Below are 20,021 nucleotides of genomic sequence, written 5' to 3' on the forward strand. Positions count from 1 at the left end.
CCCTCTCTTCTCCAGACCAATCACACCTTTATCTAGAATATAGAACTAGCTCTAGGCAGGACGACTTATCGCCAGAAATCCTTATTATGAAAACTAGTAAAACTACAAACTTTATGTTAAAATGGAAAACAACTGAGGAGGAATGACATGGCACTACATTTAGACGAGATCCGTAAAGAAATTGACCACATAGACCGAAACTTGGTCTCACTCTTAGAGCAGCGAATGGCTTGCGTAGAGCAAGTGATTGCCTATAAACAGCAAGAAGGCTTGCCGATTCTTGATCAAAACAGGGAGAAATTTGTTCTTGACAAAGTTGCTAAACTTGTCCAGCAAGTAGACTACCAAGAGGCTATTATCAAGACTTTTGAAGATATCCTGCGCCAATCACGTGATTATCAAGCGACTAAGCTAGTGACTAAGGACCAATAGCCTAAGCTTATGCTTCTCATACATAGCAGTTTTGGCCGTTTTTTACTAAATACTTTCATTTACTGAGATCAAAGGAAGTTTCGATCTCTTTTCTTATAGTCATCCCTAGAGATCATATTTTTGAACCCTTCGCTAGCTCAAATAGCATTTCCTTAACTTTTTTCTTGCATTTGTCACGAAATGTGTTATAATTTTTATAGTTAACTAGTTAAGTTTTTTAGACAAGGAGAATTCATGGCAAAAAAATCTAAAATTGCAAGATACCAAAGACAACTACGCCTGATTGAACAGTATGCTGATTTGAGACGAGAGCTCAAGGAAAAGGGGGATTACGAGGCCCTTCGCAAGCTTCCTCGCGACTCTAATCCTAATCGATTAAAAAATCGAGACCGGATCGATGGTCGACCGCATGCTTATATGCGTCAATTTGGTGTCAGCCGGATTAAATTCCGTGAATTAGCCCATAAAGGGCAATTGCCTGGTGTCAAAAAAGCCAGCTGGTAAACTGCATTCATTTTCATTTTCACTCCAGAGAGAAAGGACTACTACTAGTTCTTTTTCTTTTATCTTTTTTTGAGATTTTTGATTTATTTTATCTCTTTTTGTGATATAATGTTTCTGGAGGAATTTGTAATGACTGAACTTGGACAAATCATTAAAAGCATTCGTAAGCAAAAAGGACTCACTCAAAAACAAATGGCTGAGCTAACAGGTTTTAAGCAAAATACTATTTCCAATCATGAGAATGGCCGACGTGGTCTAAAGGAAAGTGATCTAGCTATCTACGCTAAGGCTTTGGAGATGCTACCAAAAGATTTTTTTGAAACAGACAAAGATCAAAAATCTAACAGCATCTCCCTTCATCCTCAGGTCCTTGCCCTGGATAAGGCCCTCAATGCAGAGAATCACGAAGATTGGATTAGCTATGGTACAGAATTGCTTGAAGAACAGAATCAACAAAATCGTCCTCTGATTGAATATCGAGTATACGAAAGACTTTCTGCCGGTCAAGGGAGTAACTATTACGAGGATTACCACTATGATTCGGTTTACTATGACGAAGATATTTCGCATGACTTAGCCAGTTGGATTTACGGAGACTCGATGGAGCCAGCTTACCTTAATGGAGAGGTAGCGCTCATCAAAGAGGCTAGCTTTGATCTTGATGGAGCAGTCTATGCTGTAGCTTGGGCTGGCCAAACCTATATCAAAAGAGTTTATTTAGAAGAAGATGGCTTCCGCCTGGTATCCCTAAATCCGAAATACGCACCCTTATTTGCCCACAAGGACGAAGAGCCTCGAATTGTCGGCAAAGTTGTTGGTCATTTTATGCCTTTAGAAGTCTAGATTTCAAAAGATTAGTAATCCCATAAAAAAAGAAAAACCTTGTCCAAAGGTTTTTTTCAATATAAATCTCCCCTGCCGGAATCGAACCAGCGACTAATTCTTAGGAGGAACTTGTTATATCCACTTAACTAAGGGGAGAAATCTACATCCCTAGCATACTGAAATTCCCGTCTTCTGTCAAGTCTGAGGCAAGAAAACAACTGAAAAGCAAGAGTAAACGATTTCCTCTAACTAAAATGAGCCGTCAAGGAAAACCGTTCCGTGCTGTTCATGTCAAACAGATCTGACAAAGGTCAATTCTTGGTCTGTCGAGAGTACTTCACGGTACTCGAAACCATCAAAACGGAGCGCTTTTAAGCCTTCTATATCTTGAATGCTTCCTTCAACCAGAGCATTGAGGCATTGGCCTCTGCCCTTTTTGGAAATGGTAGAATGGGTCTTAAGTTGACCCTCTTTTTCTTCGACAAATTTCAGACGGACCATGCGATCTTGGATTGCCTTTGAAAAGACTGTTTCAAACTCACTGGACAAGAGTGAAATAATCAAGTCATCCCCTTGAACAGCCTGATCAAAGCTCTTACGCCAATGGGCTTTTAAACTGGCCCCCTTGACCTTAAACCCCATTAGAAAATCCAAACGATGGGGAGCGATAGCTTCAAAAACATTGATCAGGCCATAGAGCGCCGAGGTGATGAAGACGTGCTCCCGCAGATAGGCCTCCTGATTTTCGGTCAGCTGATGGCGCTTCATTCGCCGATACATCAGCCCATCAAATAGGTGCCAAGCGGGGTAGGTTGTCCCATTTCCACTCAATAATGCTTGCCACCGCTCAGCTTCCTTCTGGGCTGCTTCAGGCTTCAGCTTGTAATGCTCTGCCAATTCACCAAGACTGAGTTGCGCTAGCTCTTGGACAATTTCCTGGGTTTCTTGTGACAAGCCATCTGACTTATAATCGGCCGTTTTAAGGTTCATTTCTTTGGCTGTTGGAAGTAAAATTTTCATAAACTCATTGTATCAAAATTTCCATCTCTTGTCCCGCCTGATGGTGCCAAGAGACGCAAGCCATTAAGAATCACCAAAATCGTTGAACACTCGTGAAAGATCACGCCCTGGGTCAAATCTAACAGCCCCAAAAGGTTTAAACCAACCAAGACCCCCATTACCCCTACAGCAAACCAAATATTTTGCCCAATAATCCTTTTGAGTTTTCGGCTGAGTCGGTAAACCTCCAAGAGTTTTCCCAGATGATTTTTTACCATCACAATATCCGCAGTTTCCATGGCGACTGAAGCCCCTGTTCCCATGGCAATCCCGATTGTCGCATGAGCTAAAGCGGGCGCATCATTGATCCCATCCCCAATCATGGCCACAACTTGGTTCTGACTGGCTTTTTGAACCAGAGAGGCCTTGTCTTGGGGGAGGCAGTTGGACCGATAACTTGTAATGCCTAAGCTACTAGCGATCATTGCAGTGACCTGTTCGTTATCGCCGGTCAATATCTCTACCGCAATGCCTTCTTTTTGAAAACCGCTCACTGCGCTAAGGGCTTCTGGACGCAACTGATCAGCCAAGGAAAAATAGCCGAGAACCTCATCTTTATCGGCTAAGAACACGCTGGTCCTTTCTGCTTCTGCTTGCTTTAGGTAATGGTGCGGATCTGCTAATCCTTCTAAGAGGCTCGCTTTGACTAGCCTTAGCTCCTTGTAACTCAGACCATGACCTGCTAGTTCCCAAACTCCCTTTAAAGAACTGTCCATTAAAACGCCATCCTCTTCAAGTTGCTTGACAATCGCTTGAGAAATAGGGTGTTGAGACTGCTTTGCCATTCCTAAGACAAGGGGCAAGACATCCAAAGCTATCTGATAATCGACCACCTGAAAATGGCCTTGTGTCAAAGTTCCTGTCTTATCCGTAAACATCGACTCCAAGTCAGCTAAAAGGCTCATGACCCTGCCTCCCTTGACCAGAACACCTAGTCGTGCAGCATGGCTAATAGCGCTCAGACTCGCTGGCGTGACTGACGCCACTAAGGCGCACGGACTGGCCACCGTCAACAAGACCATCCCGCGATAGAAGGCTTCTTGAAAAGGCAAGCCTTGGATTCCCATCAGACCAAGGATGAAGACTGGAATGCTCAGTAAAACAGCTGGTACAAAATAAGTCTCAAAACGCTCCACTCCTGTCTCTAAAGAAGAAGGACGATCTTGGGCTTCTTGCACCAGTTGGATAATTTTCGAAAAAACGGTCTGCTCACTGGTCTTTGTGACCTGAATCTGGACAGGATGTCCCAGATTGATGGTTCCAGCAAAGACCTCATCGCCGACTGCTTTGTCAACAGGAATAGATTCCCCCGTCAAGGCCATCTCACCGGCGCTAGTCTCTTGCAGGCAATACCCATCCAAAGGGAACTGTTCTCCTTTAGCAACCAGCATGAGCTCGCCAATGGCCATTTGGGCGGTGGAAACTTCTTCTAGTTGACCGTCTTCCGTCAATCGTTTGGCTGTTACTGGAACTAAGGTTAAAAGCTGGGTCAAGCTATCGCTGGACTTAGCTGTCACATAATTTTCCAAAACCTCTGCCCCTGAAAAGATCAGAAGTAAAAGGGCCGCTTCTGCCAGTTCTCCAATAGCAACCGCACCTATGGCCGATAAAATCATGAGCAAGTCCACGTTGAGCTTCTTTTCCCTTAGGCTAAGTCGGCAAGCCTTGAGGGTCGTAAAATAGCCCAAGAAAAAGAGCGCCAAACCTAAGAAAATCAAGGCTAGCCCATCTGCAATCTTCTGCCCGACTAATCCTGCTATTAGAAAAAATGCTCCTAACATCAAAAACTGGGCTGGGCGGTTCTTTTTGAAATAGTGTTGCATATAGCCTCCTCCCAAGCGGTAACAAAAAAGTGCGCACCTAAGGACAGTTTTCTACTGTCTCACAGGTACGCACTCCGTGCTGTATTCTGCTGTCTTCAGACTCGAAGACCCGGCTGCATGATGCTTGATCACCGCTTGTTCATCTTTTATTTGCTCTTATTTTACCACTTTTTACAGGTCAGTTCAAGCCTTTTTAGCGAACTGAGAAAAGTTGCACAATTTCATTTTTCTTGCTAATGCGGGAAATTTAAGCTACAATAAAGAAAATCTGTAGGGGGACACCTTATGACCAGCAAGTATCAACAGATTGTGGAAGACATTAGAGCTCAGATTACCAGCGGACAATTAGCTACTAGTGACAAACTGCCCTCCATTCGTCAACTCAGTAAGCAATACGCCTGCAACACAGATACCGTTCAAAGAGCACTGATGGAACTACGTCACCAGCACCTCATCTATCCCATTGCCAAATCCGGCTACTATGTCCTTGAAACGCCTGAAACGAAAACCGACCTCCCGCTTCCTGAATCGGACATAGCTAATCTAGCCTACGATGACTTCCGGCTCTGCCTTAACGAAAGCCTGATCGGCCGAGAAACTTATCTCTTCAACTACTACCATAAGCAAGAGGGGCTGGAAGAACTCCTTCATGAAGTCCAAAAACTGTTAATAGCTTCCGATGTCTACAGTAAGATAGACCAACTCGTTATAACGACTGGAACCCAACAAGCACTTTACATTCTCAGTCAGATGACTTTCCCAAATGGCAGAGCTGAAATCTTGTTGGAAGAACCCACCTATCCTCGGATGATTGAATTGGTCAAGCATCTCAAGCTCCCTTATCAAACCATCAAACGCGATTGGGAAGGAATAAATCTGAAAAAACTCGAACAGCTCTTTCAATCCGGTAATATCAAATGGTTTTACACCATGCCACGTCTGCATAATCCCTTGGGGCACTCCTACTCCTCATCAGAGAAAAAAGCCATTGTTTCCTTAGCGCAGCGCTATGATGTCTATCTGATAGAGGATGATTATTTAGTTGATTTTGACAGCAAGCACCAGGCACCGTTACATTATTTTGATACTAATCAGCATGTGATCTATATCAAATCTTTTTCAGCAGCTATTTTTCCAGGTCTACGCTTAGCCACTGTTGTCCTACCACCACTGCTGCTCAAGGAATTCCTAGCACACAAGCAGGTCATGGACTACGACACAAATCTTATTTTGCAAAAGGCACTGGCACTTTACATTAAGAACGGCATGTTCTCCAAAAATGTAGCTAGCCTTAAACGGCAATTTTTAGCCAATCAAGCCCAAAACCAAAAAATTCTCGAAACCAATCATTTCCCGCTGCCCTACCAACTGCTCAACCAACAGGTAATCGTAAAACTTCCTAGAGATTTCTTAACCAAACCCTTTCTCAAACAGCTAGAGATGCTGGATCGCCTTCTTGCTAACCAGTTGTCTCACAGACCTAATCCAGAGTTTATCCGTCTTAAAGATAGGACGGACCTTGACCATTTCCTAGCCCTACTAGAATCCCATGCCCCCTTCAAACCTGAGAGCCAATAATCTGGCAAATCAAGTGTTCAATCAAAATTTTCTATGAAAAGTAAAAGCTAACTTATACTCTTTGAAAATTAACTAAAAAAGAAAAACCGAAGATATGACCAACTTGGATCAAGTCTTCAGTCTCTAACTGGAACTTCTTTGTTCCGGTTTTTTAATTTGTCATCATACCAGCCTGCAGTTGGTACATCTTATGATAGGTCCCCTCCTTGGCCAGCAATTCCTCATGGGTCCCGCTTTCAATGATCCGTCCCTTATCCAAAACATAGATGCAATTTGCATCCTGGATAGTTGACAAGCGGTGGGCGATTGCGATGGTTGTACGACCGCGGCGCATCTTGCGCAAGGAACCTTGAATGATTTCCTCTGTCTCGGAGTCAATATTGGCGGTCGCTTCATCTAAAATCAATATCTTAGGCTGGGTTGCCATGGTTCTTGCAAAGGCAATCAGCTGACGCTGACCAGATGAGTAGGTCGTTCCACGCTCGGTAACTGGATTATCATAACCAAGTGGCAACTGGCTGATAAAGTCGTGCGCATCGACAAAGCGCGCTGCTTCTTCGACCTCATTGTCCTTAAGATTCTGATACATCCGAATATTGGAAGCAATTGTCCCGTGATACAAGAAGGGATCCTGGAGGACCAAGCCGGTTTCCTGGCGCAATTCCTCTTCAGAATAGTCTTTGATGTTTTCACCATCGATGGTAATTTCTCCGCGGTCAAAATCATAGAAGCGCATAAAGAGATTGATGATAGAGGATTTACCAGATCCTGTAGACCCAACAAAGGCGATGGTTTCTCCCTGTTTGACCTCGAAGGAAATATCTTTCAGCACGTCTTTTTTCCCATCATAAGAAAAACTCACATGCTTGAAGGCAATATCGCCTCGCTGAATTTGCAAGGACTGATTAGCTTGGCTCGGTTCAAACTGATCCAAGTCAATCATCTCAAACACGCGCCGCGCTGAAATCACAGACGTCTGCAAGGTAGCGTAGTTCTGAGTCACTTCAATCAAAGGATCAAAGAGCTGAGACACATACTGGATAAAGGCATAAATCAATCCCGCCGAGAAGCTAGAGGTTTCCCACTTGAGACCAAAATAGGTCAAAATAAGGGCATAGGCCAAGATTTTCAAAAGCGACATGGCTGGTCGCAAAAAGAGTGAATTGAGGTTGATGGAACGATTGGTGTAGGCCATGTGTTCCTCATTAATGTCCTCGAATTCCTTGATCAAGCGGCTTTCCTGGCGAAAGGCCTGGATAATCCGCATTCCCTCAATCGACTCTGACAACTTCACATTGATTTCTGACAGTTTTTGACGAGTCATGGTCACAAGCTCTTCGGAATAGTGGCGGTAAAGAGCTACCGACCCCCAAATCACAGGCAGAAATAGGAGCATAAAGCAGGTCAACTGCCAAGACAAGCTGAACATAGCTGCTAAGGTAGCCACAAAGATAAAGCCAGATTTCAAAAAGCTGGAAAAGACCGTCGCAAACATATCAGCTACAGCCTGGGTATCGTTGGTCAAGCGGGACACGATGGCACCAGCCGGCGTCCGATCAAAATAGGCCATCCCTTGACGCTGAACATTGCTGAAGGCTTCTTGGCGCAGGTCACGCACCGTTGCATAGGCCACCTTGGCAAAGAGGTATTCGCCCAGATAAGAGCTGATTGCTCTAATCAGAACCATTCCAAATTTAGCGATGAGGACAACAATGGCAATGCTGGTAAAACCGTCCTGAATATGATGGTCAATATAGTAGCGTATCAGTAGCGTATCCGCCGTTGCTACAGCAGTGGCTAAAATGACAAAGAACAAGCCTGTCATCAAGACCCACTTGTAGGTGATGGCATAGGCCAGTAGGCGAGCCAGGACGCCTTTGGGTTTTTGGTTAGTTTTCATCAGCGTCTCCTTCCAAACTCTGGGCAATTTGTTGCGACTGGTAGGTCTCATAATACCAGCCTTGCTGAGCCATCAAGCTTTCATGATTGCCTCGCTCCTTGATAGTGCCATCCTCCATGACAATAATCACATCTGCATGGACAACAGCTGATAGGCGATGGGCTGTGATAATGGTCGTCTTGTCTGCTCGTTCTGCTTTCAGATTCTCCAAAATCAAGTGTTCTGTCTTAGCGTCAACCGCTGAGAGAGAATCGTCCAAAATTAAGATTTCTGGATTCATGATCAAGGCTCGACTCATGGCCAGACGTTGCTTTTGGCCACCTGATAAAGATACCCCGCGTTCACCAATCACAGTATCTAAGCCTTCTGGCATATCCTGGATATCCTCATAGACACCACAGAGCTTTGTCACACGCTCAACTTGGTCATCCGACAGCTCGGGATTGGCAAAGCGGATATTGTCCCGAATACTCGTCGCAAAAAGCATTTGATCCTGAGGCACATAGCCGATCAGACTCCGTAAATCGCTAAGGCTATAGTCACGGATATCATGACCATTAAGGGAAATAGCCCCATCTTGAACATCGCGCTCCCTCAAAAGCAGTTTTAGCAGGGTTGTTTTTCCAGACCCTGTCACACCAACGATGCCCAATGTTTGTCCTTTTTCTAGACTAAAATGAACATCACTCAACGTTGTCAAATCCTCATAAGCAAATGAATCAATCGCATAGGTCAACGAACCATTTTCAATCTGAGCAAGAGTCTTGTGACTATCCTGTATGTCACTTTCCTGGGACAGGAGAGACTCGATCCGCTCGTAGGAAACCGTTCCCCGTTGAATCACATTAAAGAGGAAGCCCATGGCCATCAAGGGCCAAACCAGCATGTCCAAGTAAGTAATAAAGGTAACCAGTTCTCCAATGGTCAACTCCCCTTGGCGAATCAAGACCGATCCAACAATCAAGGTTAGGAGATAAGAAATCCCGACGAAGAAAAGAACAAAGGGACTAAAGAGGGAATTATAACGGGCAGATAGAATATTCTTCTCATAAACCGTTTGATTGATATCAGCAAAGCTCTCCGTCTCTTCCTTTTGGTAGCCAAAAGACTTGGTCACCTTGACCCCAGAGACCGACTCCTGAACCTTATTGTTCAGATCCGAGAAGGCTTCTTGGGCAGCCTTAAAACTAGCGTGATTTTTCCGTCCCAATCGGCTGGTCGCGAAGGCCATCAGAGGTAGGGGCAAAACAGCAATCAGGGTCAAGCGCCAATCAATAGCAAAAATCATAGTCAGCAAGGTTACCAGGGCTGTAATCGATGCATCAACCGCTGACATGACACCACCACCAGCAGTATTGGTGACCGCATTGATATCATTGGTCGCATGAGCCATCAAATCCCCCGTCCGATAGTTTTGGTAAAAGGATGGTGACATCTTGGTAAATTGTTCAAACAAGCGCAACCTCAGAATACGTGCTAAACGATTGGCCGTTCCAAAGATATAGATTCGCCAAATATAACGCAGGCCATACATAATAAAACCTGACATGACCAACCAGAAAACATTGAGCCACAACTGACTCGGCGTCAAGTCCTTCTGCGTGATATGATCGACAATATGGCCTATCACCCGCGGCGGAATTAAATTAAATACCGCTACAAGGCTAAGAGAGAATATCCCAATCAAGTAGCGTCTTTTTTCTAGCTGGAAAAACCAGCCTAATTTTCTTAACAGTTTCATCCTTGCCTCCCCTATATTCGACTGCATATAATTAGAAGTCTTACGTACAACCACCTATTATACGCCTTTTTCAGAGGAATTTCAATGGCTGACCTCGAAAAAACACGCTTTAGGAATGAAGATAATACATGTAACTATTTTCTAGCCACATACTTTTTTAGAAAGTTTCTTGAAAAAATTCGTTAATTGGTACTATTCTGTTGATGTCACAGAAATGATGCCACAACTGTCATCTAATACTCAAAGAAAATCAATCTAGCCTAGGAAACGAAGCTGATGATAGAACTGGAGTTCATCGAAGCGAGTTGATAACAGCTATCTTTGATTTTCAAAGAGTATAAACAGTCACTACTTCTCGGAAAAACTGTTTTCTGAAATCGTCTTCTCTTCATGTGTTTGGCATCTTGAAAAAATAAATGGCCAAACGAGAGTTGCATTTTCGGTATAATACTTAACAAAAATCAGAATCTGAAGTATAATAGTTATATGACATTTACACAAGAACAAATCACAGAACTCAAATCAGCCCTCAAGGATAAACAGCTCTCTTCCTATCACAAACGGATTCAAGCAGTCTATTTGCGCTCACAAAAGTTGACTTACAAAACTATTTCTGACTTAATCGGTTTATCGCATGATACCATTTGGCGTTTGGTGAAAAAATATGAACAAGAAGGTCTCTCTGCTCTAACCCATGATGCACGAGGGGGACGTCATCGTTCTTATCTCACTTACGAAGAAGAAAAAGCCTTCTTAAAAGAACAGTTTGTTGGTAGTGCTTCAGGACAATTTGTCACCATTGCAGAGATGCATGAGGCTTATCAAAATAAAATCGGGAAAAAGACAACCCGAGAAGGATTCTATGCGCTGCTGAAGCGTCACGGGTGGCGCAAAGTGACACCAAGATCCGAACACCCTAAAAAGGCAGATGGGAGTGGGAAAGAACTCCAATAAACGAAAAAGAGTTTGTCTTCCCACCCCGCACAGTTGATTAGGTCAGTTTTGGAGCTTATAAAGCGAACAAAGCTGCCAATCAACCACTGCGTCAAGCTATTTTTATACCATAGTTTCAATAGAGCTGACTTTTTGCCCAGCCTCGTCTAAAAATAAAATCTACCTTCGATAAGACAAGAAAACGCTTTAAGCATAGCCGTCGTTACCATAAAGTCAGACTTCGCTTTCTTATCTCTAGGCTCAGGAAAAAGTCTGCTCTCCCCAGCAGACTTTTTTGTACCAAGATGAAGCAGGGTTCGGTCGGATCAGTAAAATTGGGAAGGCTTGGGCACCAAAAGGTGTACGCCCTCATGTTCACAGCCACTATATCCGAGAATACCGATACTGCTACGGGGCTGTTGATGCGCATACAGGAGAATCCTTCTTCATCATTGCTGGTGGCTGTAATACAGACTGGATGAACGCATTTCTCAAGCAATTATCGGAAGCCTATCCTAATGATTACATTTTACTAGTCATGGATAATGCCGTATGGCATAAATCCAGCACCTTAGAGAAACCTGCCAATATTGGTTTTGAGTTCATCCCACCTTATACGCCTGAGATGAATCCGATTGAGCAAGTCTGGGCTGAGATTCGTAAGAGAGGGTTTAAGAATAAGGCCTTTAAGACGCTTGAGGATGTCATTGACAAGCTACAGGAAGTGATTCAAAGTCTGCATTGGTCTGTGTTGAAACCCATTGTTCACAGAAATTGGGTCTTTTCAGATTTTGATGTTAAATGAGTATAAGAGTCTCTACATGGCCATACCAATCCCCACTATCTGTCAGTCCAAATCAGTCCTGAGTAAATACGAGGATAATACGTCTTTCCGGATGCTGTTTTATTATGATATTGAAAGGCCTGGACATTGTCCAGGCCTTATTGAGCTTATTTAGACTTGATATAGTTGACGCCATCTGCTTTAGGGGCAACTGCTTTTCCAAAGAAGGCAGCTAAGGCTACAACTGTGATGACATAAGGAGCAATCTGCAGGTAAACAGCCGGAACCTTGGAGAGGAATGGAATCTGGTTGCCGATAACCGCCAAACTCTGGGACAAACCAAAGAAGAGACTGGCTAACATGGCTCCAATCGGATTCCATTTCCCAAAGATAACAGCCGCCAAGGCGATAAAGCCTGATCCGACAATGGTAGTCCCTGAGAAGTTGATATTAACCGATTGAGCGCTGACTGCACCACCGACACCACCTAGGAAACCAGCAATCAAAACACCCGCATAACGCATAGCATAAACGTTAATCCCCAGGGTATCTGCCGCCTGAGGGTGTTCCCCAACAGAGCGCAGACGTAGACCGAACTTAGTTTTATAGAGGATGAACCAGGCCAGCAGTGCTGTCGTAATAGCCACATACCCCATCAGGCTAGTGTTCTTAAAGAACAAGTCACCTAAGACAGGAATATCCTTAAGTATAGGGAAGGAGAATTTCCCAAAAGAACGGGTGATACTATCTGTCTGACCTTTTCCGTAAAATACTTTAATCAGAAAGACAGATAAGGCTGGTGCCAGAAGGTTCAAAACCGTACCGGAGACAACGTGATCCGCCCGCAAGGTAATGGTCGCTACCGCATGAATCACTGCAAAGAGCAGGCCCGCCAAGCCACCAACTAAGACAGCTACTAGGGGGGTTGATTTCCCAAGGGCATCTGCAAACTCGATGTTAAACACAACACCAGCAAACGCTCCGATGACCATAATCCCTTCAAGACCGACGTTAACAATACCAGCTCGTTCTGAGAAGACACCTCCAAGGCTGGTGAAAATCAAGGGTGCTGAATAAATCAGCATCTGCGAGATTAAGAGGATTAAAATAGACATTGTACTCATCTTATTTCGCTCCTTTCACAGTTTTTTTGGCCTTGAGCAATTGTTCAAAGATAAATTTCACCCCGATAAAGAAGATGATTGAAGCAGTCACAACGTTAATCAACTCTGGTGGAATACCTGCACGAACCATCCCTGGCGCTCCAATGGAAAGAACACCAAAGAGAAAGGCTGCAAATGGAATGCCTAGAGGCGAATTAGTTGCTAGAAGGGCAACAGACATCCCGTTGAAACCGATAGCTAGGTTGGCCCCTTGGATGTAAACGTTTTGGAAGGTCCCTAGTCCTTCAACCGCACCGCCAAGACCTGCCAAGGCACCTGAGATAATCATGGACAGGATAATGGTCCGCTTAGCAGACATGCCCGCATAATCCGCCGCAGTCGCATTGAGACCAACCGAACGGATTTCAAAGCCTAGGGTTGTCTTGGTCATGAGGAACCAGATAATCACTACTGCAATCAAGGCAAAGAAAATCCCAATATTCATCCGAGAATTATCGGTCAAAGCACGTAACCATTCTGTCTGATAAGACGCATTGGCTGAGACGTTGATACTAGAATCTGTATTTTTCATCAAATCATCCGCAAAGACATTACGGATAATATGGTTGCTGACATAAAGCAAGATATAGTTCATCATGATGGTCACGATGACTTCACTGGTGCCAAGATAGGCCCGCAGGATACCTGGTATGGCGCCTGCAATTCCACCAGCAATCATGGCGATAAGAACAGTTCCCAAAATCAAGAGAGGACGAGGAAGGTCTGGATTTGCTAAAGCAAACCAACCAGAGAAAACCCATCCGACCAAGGCTTGACCAGCTAGACCGACGTTAAAGAAACCAGCACGGCTAGCAACTGCAAAACCAAGAGCAGTGAAGACTAGAGGTGCCATAGCCCGAAAAATCTCTCCAATAGATTTGACCGAACCAAAAGCTGAATAAAAGAGTTCCTCATAGCCCCAGATTGGATCGTAGCCAAACACCAGCATAATAATGGCGCCTAGAAGCAAGCCTGAAAGCACAGCTAATAAGGGAATCACTAAATTTTGTGTTTTCTTAGACATGACTCTCTCCTTTCTTTAAATAACCACCAGCCATCAGGACACCAAGTTCTTGCTTGTTCGTTGTAGCAGGATCGACAATCCCATGAATGCTGCCATCGTGGATAACTGCGATACGATCTGATAAATCAAGAATTTCGTCCAATTCAAAGCTGACCACCAGAACAGCCTTACCTTTGTCACGTTCCGCAATAAGACGCTTACGGATGTACTCAATGGCTCCGACATCCAGGCCACGCGTCGGCTGACTGACAATGAGGAGGTCTGGATCACGGTCTACTTCACGCGCAATAATGGCTTTTTGCTGGTTACCGCCAGAAAGGGCCTTGGCAGGAACGTATTCACTGGCCGCACGTACATCAAACTCATCCATCAGCTGTCTTGCCTTTTGATTGATGGCATTGTAATTTAGAATACCATTTTTAGAAATCGGTTCCTTGTAATAGGTCTGGAGGGAGATATTTTCTGCAATAGTCATATCCAAGACCAAACCATCTCTGTGGCGATCTTCAGGGACATGACTGACCTGCATTTCGGTGATTTTACGTGGAGACTTGCCAACAACATCCTCACCCTTGATCAAGATTTGACCAGATTTGACCTTGCGAAGGCCGGTAATAGCCTGAATCAACTCGCTCTGACCATTGCCATCAATTCCTGCAATCCCGACAATCTCACCGGCACGAACATCCAAAGAGAGATTCTTGACAGCTGGAATCCCACGGTTTTCATCAACGACCAGATCCTTGATCGACAGAATGGTTTCTTGGGGATTGGGAGCAATCTTTTCCGTTTTAAATGAAACCGAACGTCCAACCATCCACTCAGCCAAGTCTGCGTTGGTTGCACCAGCAACTGGAACCGTCTGAATGGATTTCCCACGACGAATAACCGTTACTGAGTCTGCTACCGCACGGATTTCATCGAGTTTATGTGTGATTAGGATGATGGATTTACCTTCCTTGACCAAGGTTCGCATAATTTCTAGCAATTCCGTAATTTCTGCTGGTGTCAGAACGGCTGTCGGCTCATCAAAAATCAAAAGATCTGCACCGCGGTAAAGAGTTTTCAAAATTTCTACCCGTTGCTGCGCTCCGACTGTAATATCAGCCACCTTGGCTGTCGGATCAATCTTCAAGCCATATTTCTCAGAAAGCGCCATGATATCTTGAGTGGCTTGGTTAAGGTCAAGTATACCGCCCTTTGTCGTCTCAGTACCTAGAATGATATTTTCAGCAACGGTAAAGGCTTCAACCAACATAAAGTGCTGATGAACCATCCCAATCCCTAGGCGTGAAGCTTTAGACGGTGAATCAATAGTCACCGATTCGCCATTGATGACAATCTCACCACTGGTTGGCTCTAACAGACCAGCCAGCATGTTCATCAGAGTGGATTTGCCTGCACCGTTTTCACCAAGCAAGGCGTGGATTTCACCCTTTCTGACGTTTAAGTTAATATTATCATTGGCCGTAAATTCACCAAAGCGTTTGGTAATGCCACGCATCTCAATGACATAATCCTGTCCCATAGTCCTATCCTTTCAGATCTTTATTTTTGGTCAGTAAAACCCACCTTACTAGATGAGCTTTACTGAGAAAAAATACTCTCAGCTCCCATAAAAGGCGACCGGCTAAGGTCGCCTCAAGAAGAATAATGATAAAAGATTAGTTATCTTCTTTTTCAGGTTTTTCTGGTACTTCTACCTTACCATCTAAGATAGCTTGCTTAGCTTCAGCCACTGCTTTAGCTGCATCCTCAGACAAGTTAGTTTCTGCCAACTCTACACCCTTATCTTTAAGTGAGAAGGTTACAACTTCACCACCAGGGAAGTTACCCTTAACAGCTTCTGACGCAAATTGCTTAACAGAGTTACCCACTTCTTTGATTGTTGAAGCCAAGACGAAGTTAGAGTCCTTACCGTCTTTAGACGTGTAGTTACCTTCTGCAGATTGGTCACGGTCAACACCGATTACCCAAACCTTATCAGCTTCATCACGCGTTTCATTTTCAGCCTTAGCTGCCGCGAATACACCGTTACCAGTACCACCTGAAGCATGGAAGATCACATCTGCACCAGCAGCGTATTGAGCAGCCGCAATGGTTTGACCCTTAGCTGCATCAACGAATGAGCCTGCATAGTCTACAGTGATTTTAATGTCTTTGCTAACAGATTGAACACCTGCTACGAAGCCAGCTTCAAAACGGTCAATAACGACACTTTCCATACCACCGATAAAGCCGACATGATTAGTCTTAGTAGACTTAGCTGCCGCTACCCCAGCAAGGTATGATGCTTCATGGTCTGCAAAACCGATGCTGACAACATTATCCAAATCTGGAACAACACTATCGACGATAGCAAAATGTGCATCTGGATTGTTAGCAGCCGCTTCCGCAACAGCCGTTTCAAGAGCGAAACCGATACCAAAGACGAGGTTGTAGCCACCAGAAACTGCTGAATCCAAGTTCGTCACATAGTCAGACTCGCTGTTAGACTGGAAGTAAGTAAATCCGTTATCTTTAGAATAACCATTTTCTTTACCCCAAGCTTGCAAACCTTCCCAAGCTGACTGGTTAAAGGAACGGTCATCAACACCACCAACGTCTGTTACGATGGCTGCTTTTACAGTACCTTCCCCTTCAGCTGCAGAAGATGATGTCGCAGCATCTTGTTTAGCAGTACGGCTTCCACAAGCAGCGAGCGATAGGGCAGCAAGAGCTGTAAGACCTAAACCAACAAATTTTTTGTTCATTTCTGAACCCTCCTAAAAAATTTTGCGCAACTTCTGTTGCAAAGTACCAGCCACGATGACTGTCCAGATTTATGTCAAATCTGTAAATGAATATGGAAGTAACTCCCCGACTGTCATCTCGACTGTCGTTTTGTGTCTAGAAACTAAGGTTACTGGCATGTCTTTATCAAAGAACTCTGCCATGACCTGTCGGCAAGCCCCACAAGGCGAAATAGGATTTTCTGACGTTCCATAAACAACTAGTTCCGAAAAATCCTTGTAGCCTTCAGAGACAGCCTTAAAAATCGCTGTACGCTCCCCGCAGTTGGTCAAACCAAATGAGGCATTCTCAATATTGCAGCCTGTAAAGACCTGACCATCCTTGGTCACAAGTACTGCTCCGATTGGAAAATGTGAATAGGGCACATGGGCATGTTCACTAGCCTTGATAGCCAACTCAATCAACTCAGTAGTCGCCATCAGCCTGCAATCCCTTCATGATCGCAACGCCTGAAGAGGCGCCGATACGATTGGCACCAGCTTCAATGAAGGCATTGGCATCCTCTAAGGATCTTGCCCCACCTGAAGCCTTAACGCCCATCTCCGGTCCAACAATTTTTCTCATCAGACCGATATCATGCACATTAGCACCGCCTGTTGAAAAACCAGTGGATGTTTTAACAAAGTCTGCACCTGCTGACTTGGCCAATTCACAAGCGACAATCTTTTCCTTGTCTGTCAAAAGGCAGGTTTCAATGATGACTTTTACTAGCTTATCTCCGCTAGCCTCCACAACAGCCTTGATATCTTCTTCCACCAGCTCCAGGTCGCCAGATTTCAGAGCACCGATATTGATGACCATGTCAATTTCATCTGCGCCATTTTCAATGGCGTCCTTAGTTTCGAAGGCCTTAACAGCAGGAGTATTAGCGCCAAGCGGGAAACCGATCACTGTACACACCTTGACATCTGTGTCTGCTAGTTCTTTTGCAGCCAACGAAACCCAAGTTGGATTGACACAGACGCTGGCAAAATCATACTCCTTAGCCTGAGCAATAATCTCTAAAACCTGATCCTTGGTACTCTCTGGTTTTAAGAGGGTATGGTCAATATATTTGTTTAATAACACTTTAATCTCCTTTCAGTTATGAAATAATTTCAAGGATTTCCTGACTTTGAATTGCTTCTGTATCTATTTTAACATTTTTTTGGAAATCTGCCAGCTCTTTTTGACTTAAAATTTGGTTTGTGTAAATTTTTGCAATAATTTCACCCGGTTTCACAGGATCGCCGACCTTTTTATCGAATACGATACCGGTTTCATAATCAAGAACGTCCGTCTTTACCGCTCGGCCTGCTCCTAACTTCATGGCAAAAATTCCAAATTCCAGAGCTGGAAGGGCTGTGATGTAACCCTCTTTCTCGGCCCTTACTTCTACGATTTCCTTGACCACTGGTTGACGGTAAAGATCTTTTAGATCCCCTCCCTGGGCTTCCACCATGGCTTCAAATTTCGCCAATGCCTGACCATTATCCAGATTAGCATGAATCTCTTCCACGGTTTTGTCAACACCAGCTAATCGCAGAAGAAGCTGAGCTAAATGACAGATAAAGTCCGTCACATCGTCACGTCCTTTACCTTGCAAGATATCCAAGGCTTCCAGAATTTCTAAACGATTTCCGATTGCGCGACCAACAGGCTGACTCATGTCCGTCAAGACAGCAACGGTTTGACGCCCGACAGCTTTTCCGAGACTCACCATGGTCTGAGCGAGCTCCCTTGCATCATCGATGTTTTTCATGAAGGCACCGTCACCGACAGTCACATCTAGCAAGATAGCATCTGCTCCAGCAGCGATTTTTTTACTCATCACAGAGCTTGCAATCAATGGGATAATGTCAACCGTGGCTGTCACATCACGAAGGGCATAAAGCAACTTGTCTGCCTTAACTAAATTCTCAGATTGTCCAATGACAGACAAACCAAGCTCCTGAACTTGCTTGATGAAATTGTCCTGACTTTGCTCGATTTTGAAGCCCTTAATGGCCTCAAGCTTATCCAAAGTTCCACCAGTATGCCCCAAACCACGGCCACTCATTTTAGCAACTGGAACATCAAATGAGGCGACTAAAGGTACTAAAATTAACGTCACCTTATCGCCGACACCACCTGTTGAGTGCTTGTCAACTTTGATGCCAGAAATAGCAGACAAATCAATCTGATCACCAGATGCCACCATTTCCATGGTCAAATGAGAAATTTCTTCTGTCGTCATGCCCTGGAAATAAATCGCCATAGCAAAAGCCGCCATTTGATAGTCTGGCACTGTCCCATTCACATAGCCTTCTATTAACCACTTGATTTCATCTGCGGTTAAAGCCTGGCCGTCACGTTTTTTTTGAATTAAATCAACTGTCCTCATCTTTAATGCTTTGCAGGATATAGTATCCCTTCTCCTTTCTTAAAATGTTTACATTCCCAAATACAGCCTCCATCTTGGCCTTAGCACTAGGAGCCCCTTGTTTCTTTTGGATGACAATGGTTAAGCTCCCCCCGTTTTTCAAGTAGTCCTTACTGCCAGAAATAATGGCGTGTACTACCTCCTTGCCTGCACGGATAGGAGGATTTGAAATGACGTGGTCAAAGTTCCCTGTCACTTTGTCATAGAGGTTAGACTGAAAAATCTGAGCTTGAACTTGATTGGCAACCGCATTTTTCTGGGCCAAATCAACAGCCCGTTCGTTGATGTCAATCAAAGTCGCTTCCACGCCCTGAGCCCTAGCCAAGGCCAGCCCAATAGGCCCGTAGCCACACCCTACGTCAAGAACGCGCTCACCAGCAGCGAAATCAAGACTATTAAGCAGGACTCGACTGCCAAAATCAATCATTTTCTTCGAAAAGACACCCGCATCGGTCAGGAAGGTCATGGAATGGCCAAGCAAGGTCACCCTTAGTTCATGAATATCGTGAGTAGCGTCTGGCTTTTCTGCATAATACATTTTTGTCATAAGCTTATTTTATCATAATTTTGAAAGCGTCTCAATTATCTAACTGGACTATTAGTATATCATTTCCGAAGATAATATGCAAGCGTTTTCTTTGAAAATAAAAGAAACTTTGTTATAATTGTATTATAGAGAATAGGCCCACAATACATTGTCTTGAAATGTAGCATCTAACTAAGCCGACTTACCAAAACAATGATTCCTAGCCAGTAGTCTATATAAATGTAAAAGGAGGACGACAAGTGAAAACAGGACTAAAACTACTATCTATCCTTATCGGTATAATCGCCTGCTATCTACTCTTATCTAGTTTTCAGCTAGAACGGGGAAGCACACAAGACCTCTACCGTATCATCGGAGGAATATCAATTCTTATTTCAAGCCTGCTCTTTTCCATCAGTCGCAAGCGATCATAATGGTAAATGCCTTGGTTTTATGACCGAGGCATTTTTTGCTAGATGACGACTTCAAGTAGCGCTAAGGCACCATTTTTTGCTATAATAGAACTAATTATCAT

Annotated in this window: 17 protein-coding genes, 1 tRNA gene and 2 pseudogenes; 7 read left to right on the top strand and 13 right to left on the bottom strand. The window is 44.2% G+C overall.

The window, feature by feature from the left end; all coding sequences use genetic code 11:
* Positions 1-147: 147 nt before the first annotated feature.
* From ABID29_RS01980 to ABID29_RS01990, 3 genes are all read left to right on the top strand, one after another.
* Complete coding sequence (locus tag ABID29_RS01980; protein ID WP_354364033.1) at positions 148-432, top strand: chorismate mutase; 285 nt, start codon at positions 148-150, stop codon at positions 430-432.
* 234 nt (positions 433-666) lie between these two features.
* On the top strand, positions 667-936 hold the full coding sequence (rpsN, locus tag ABID29_RS01985; protein WP_354364034.1) for a 30S ribosomal protein S14: 270 nt from the start codon (positions 667-669) through the stop codon (positions 934-936).
* A 129-nt stretch (positions 937-1,065) separates the two neighbouring features.
* Complete coding sequence (locus tag ABID29_RS01990; protein ID WP_354364035.1) at positions 1,066-1,779, top strand: XRE family transcriptional regulator; 714 nt, start codon at positions 1,066-1,068, stop codon at positions 1,777-1,779.
* Positions 1,780-1,845: 66 nt separating this feature from the next.
* Here the strand turns inward: ABID29_RS01990 and ABID29_RS01995 are convergent.
* The 3 genes from ABID29_RS01995 to ABID29_RS02005 all read right to left on the bottom strand — a co-directional run bounded on the left by ABID29_RS01995 (position 1,846) and on the right by ABID29_RS02005 (position 4,643).
* A tRNA-Arg gene (locus tag ABID29_RS01995) sits at positions 1,846-1,917 on the bottom strand.
* A gap of 135 nt (positions 1,918-2,052) precedes the next feature.
* Positions 2,053-2,781, bottom strand: a complete 729-nt coding sequence (yaaA, locus tag ABID29_RS02000; protein WP_354364037.1) for a peroxide stress protein YaaA — start codon at positions 2,779-2,781, stop codon at positions 2,053-2,055.
* Positions 2,778-4,643: a heavy metal translocating P-type ATPase gene (locus tag ABID29_RS02005; RefSeq protein WP_354364039.1), complete on the bottom strand. Its 1,866-nt coding sequence runs from the start codon at positions 4,641-4,643 to the stop codon at positions 2,778-2,780. Before ABID29_RS02005 ends, yaaA begins: the two co-directional genes overlap by 4 nt.
* 285 nt (positions 4,644-4,928) lie before the next feature.
* On the opposite strand from ABID29_RS02005, the gene ABID29_RS02010 reads away from it, so the two are divergent.
* Entirely contained in the window at positions 4,929-6,221 is a 1,293-nt protein-coding gene (locus tag ABID29_RS02010) for an aminotransferase-like domain-containing protein (protein WP_354364041.1), read from the top strand.
* A gap of 151 nt (positions 6,222-6,372) precedes the next feature.
* Here the strand turns inward: ABID29_RS02010 and ABID29_RS02015 are convergent, their stop codons facing one another.
* Complete coding sequence (locus ABID29_RS02015) at positions 6,373-8,121, bottom strand: ABC transporter ATP-binding protein (protein WP_435533143.1); 1,749 nt, start codon at positions 8,119-8,121, stop codon at positions 6,373-6,375.
* Positions 8,111-9,862: an ABC transporter ATP-binding protein gene (locus tag ABID29_RS02020; protein ID WP_354364042.1), complete on the bottom strand. Its 1,752-nt coding sequence runs from the start codon at positions 9,860-9,862 to the stop codon at positions 8,111-8,113. Before ABID29_RS02020 ends, ABID29_RS02015 begins: the two co-directional genes overlap by 11 nt.
* A gap of 486 nt (positions 9,863-10,348) precedes the next feature.
* On the opposite strand from ABID29_RS02020, the pseudogene ABID29_RS02025 reads away from it, so the two are divergent.
* Positions 10,349-10,786 (top strand): annotated as a pseudogene (locus ABID29_RS02025) (helix-turn-helix domain-containing protein); the annotation flags it as partial.
* 173 nt (positions 10,787-10,959) lie between these two features.
* A pseudogene (locus ABID29_RS02030) lies at positions 10,960-11,600 on the top strand (IS630 family transposase); the annotation flags it as partial.
* A gap of 146 nt (positions 11,601-11,746) precedes the next feature.
* On the opposite strand, the gene ABID29_RS02035 reads toward ABID29_RS02030, so the two are convergent.
* The 8 genes from ABID29_RS02035 to ABID29_RS02070 form a co-directional block, all read right to left on the bottom strand.
* On the bottom strand, positions 11,747-12,703 hold the full coding sequence (locus tag ABID29_RS02035) for an ABC transporter permease (RefSeq protein ID WP_354364044.1): 957 nt from the start codon (positions 12,701-12,703) through the stop codon (positions 11,747-11,749).
* Between the two features lies 1 nt (position 12,704).
* A complete protein-coding gene (locus ABID29_RS02040) occupies positions 12,705-13,766 on the bottom strand; it encodes an ABC transporter permease (protein ID WP_354364045.1) in 1,062 nt (353 codons plus the stop codon).
* Positions 13,759-15,294 (bottom strand): ABC transporter ATP-binding protein, encoded by a 1,536-nt coding sequence (locus tag ABID29_RS02045; RefSeq protein ID WP_354364047.1) that lies wholly within the window; start codon positions 15,292-15,294, stop codon positions 13,759-13,761. The genes ABID29_RS02040 and ABID29_RS02045 overlap by 8 nt, the downstream gene beginning before the upstream one ends.
* Before the next feature lie 136 nt (positions 15,295-15,430).
* The gene (locus tag ABID29_RS02050; RefSeq protein WP_354364049.1) at positions 15,431-16,519 is read right to left on the bottom strand and encodes a BMP family lipoprotein; all 1,089 of its coding nucleotides are present in this window, start codon (positions 16,517-16,519) and stop codon (positions 15,431-15,433) included.
* A 69-nt stretch (positions 16,520-16,588) separates the two neighbouring features.
* Positions 16,589-16,978: a cytidine deaminase gene (locus tag ABID29_RS02055; RefSeq protein ID WP_354364051.1), complete on the bottom strand. Its 390-nt coding sequence runs from the start codon at positions 16,976-16,978 to the stop codon at positions 16,589-16,591.
* Entirely contained in the window at positions 16,965-17,627 is a 663-nt protein-coding gene (deoC, locus tag ABID29_RS02060; RefSeq protein WP_354364052.1) for a deoxyribose-phosphate aldolase, read from the bottom strand. Before deoC ends, ABID29_RS02055 begins: the two co-directional genes overlap by 14 nt.
* 16 nt (positions 17,628-17,643) lie before the next feature.
* On the bottom strand, positions 17,644-18,921 hold the full coding sequence (locus ABID29_RS02065; RefSeq protein WP_354364053.1) for a pyrimidine-nucleoside phosphorylase: 1,278 nt from the start codon (positions 18,919-18,921) through the stop codon (positions 17,644-17,646).
* Positions 18,908-19,507 carry a class I SAM-dependent methyltransferase gene (locus tag ABID29_RS02070; protein ID WP_354364055.1) on the bottom strand — a complete coding sequence of 200 codons (600 nt, stop codon included), beginning with the start codon at positions 19,505-19,507 and terminating at the stop codon, positions 18,908-18,910. The genes ABID29_RS02065 and ABID29_RS02070 overlap by 14 nt, the downstream gene beginning before the upstream one ends.
* Before the next feature lie 239 nt (positions 19,508-19,746).
* Between ABID29_RS02070 and ABID29_RS02075 the strand changes: the two genes are divergently transcribed.
* Positions 19,747-19,920 carry a hypothetical protein gene (locus ABID29_RS02075; RefSeq protein ID WP_354364056.1) on the top strand — a complete coding sequence of 58 codons (174 nt, stop codon included), beginning with the start codon at positions 19,747-19,749 and terminating at the stop codon, positions 19,918-19,920.
* The last annotated feature ends 101 nt before the right edge of the window (positions 19,921-20,021 follow it).

The sequence above is a fragment of the Streptococcus rupicaprae genome (assembly GCF_040545225.1).
In the GTDB taxonomy this organism is placed as follows: domain Bacteria; phylum Bacillota; class Bacilli; order Lactobacillales; family Streptococcaceae; genus Streptococcus; species Streptococcus rupicaprae.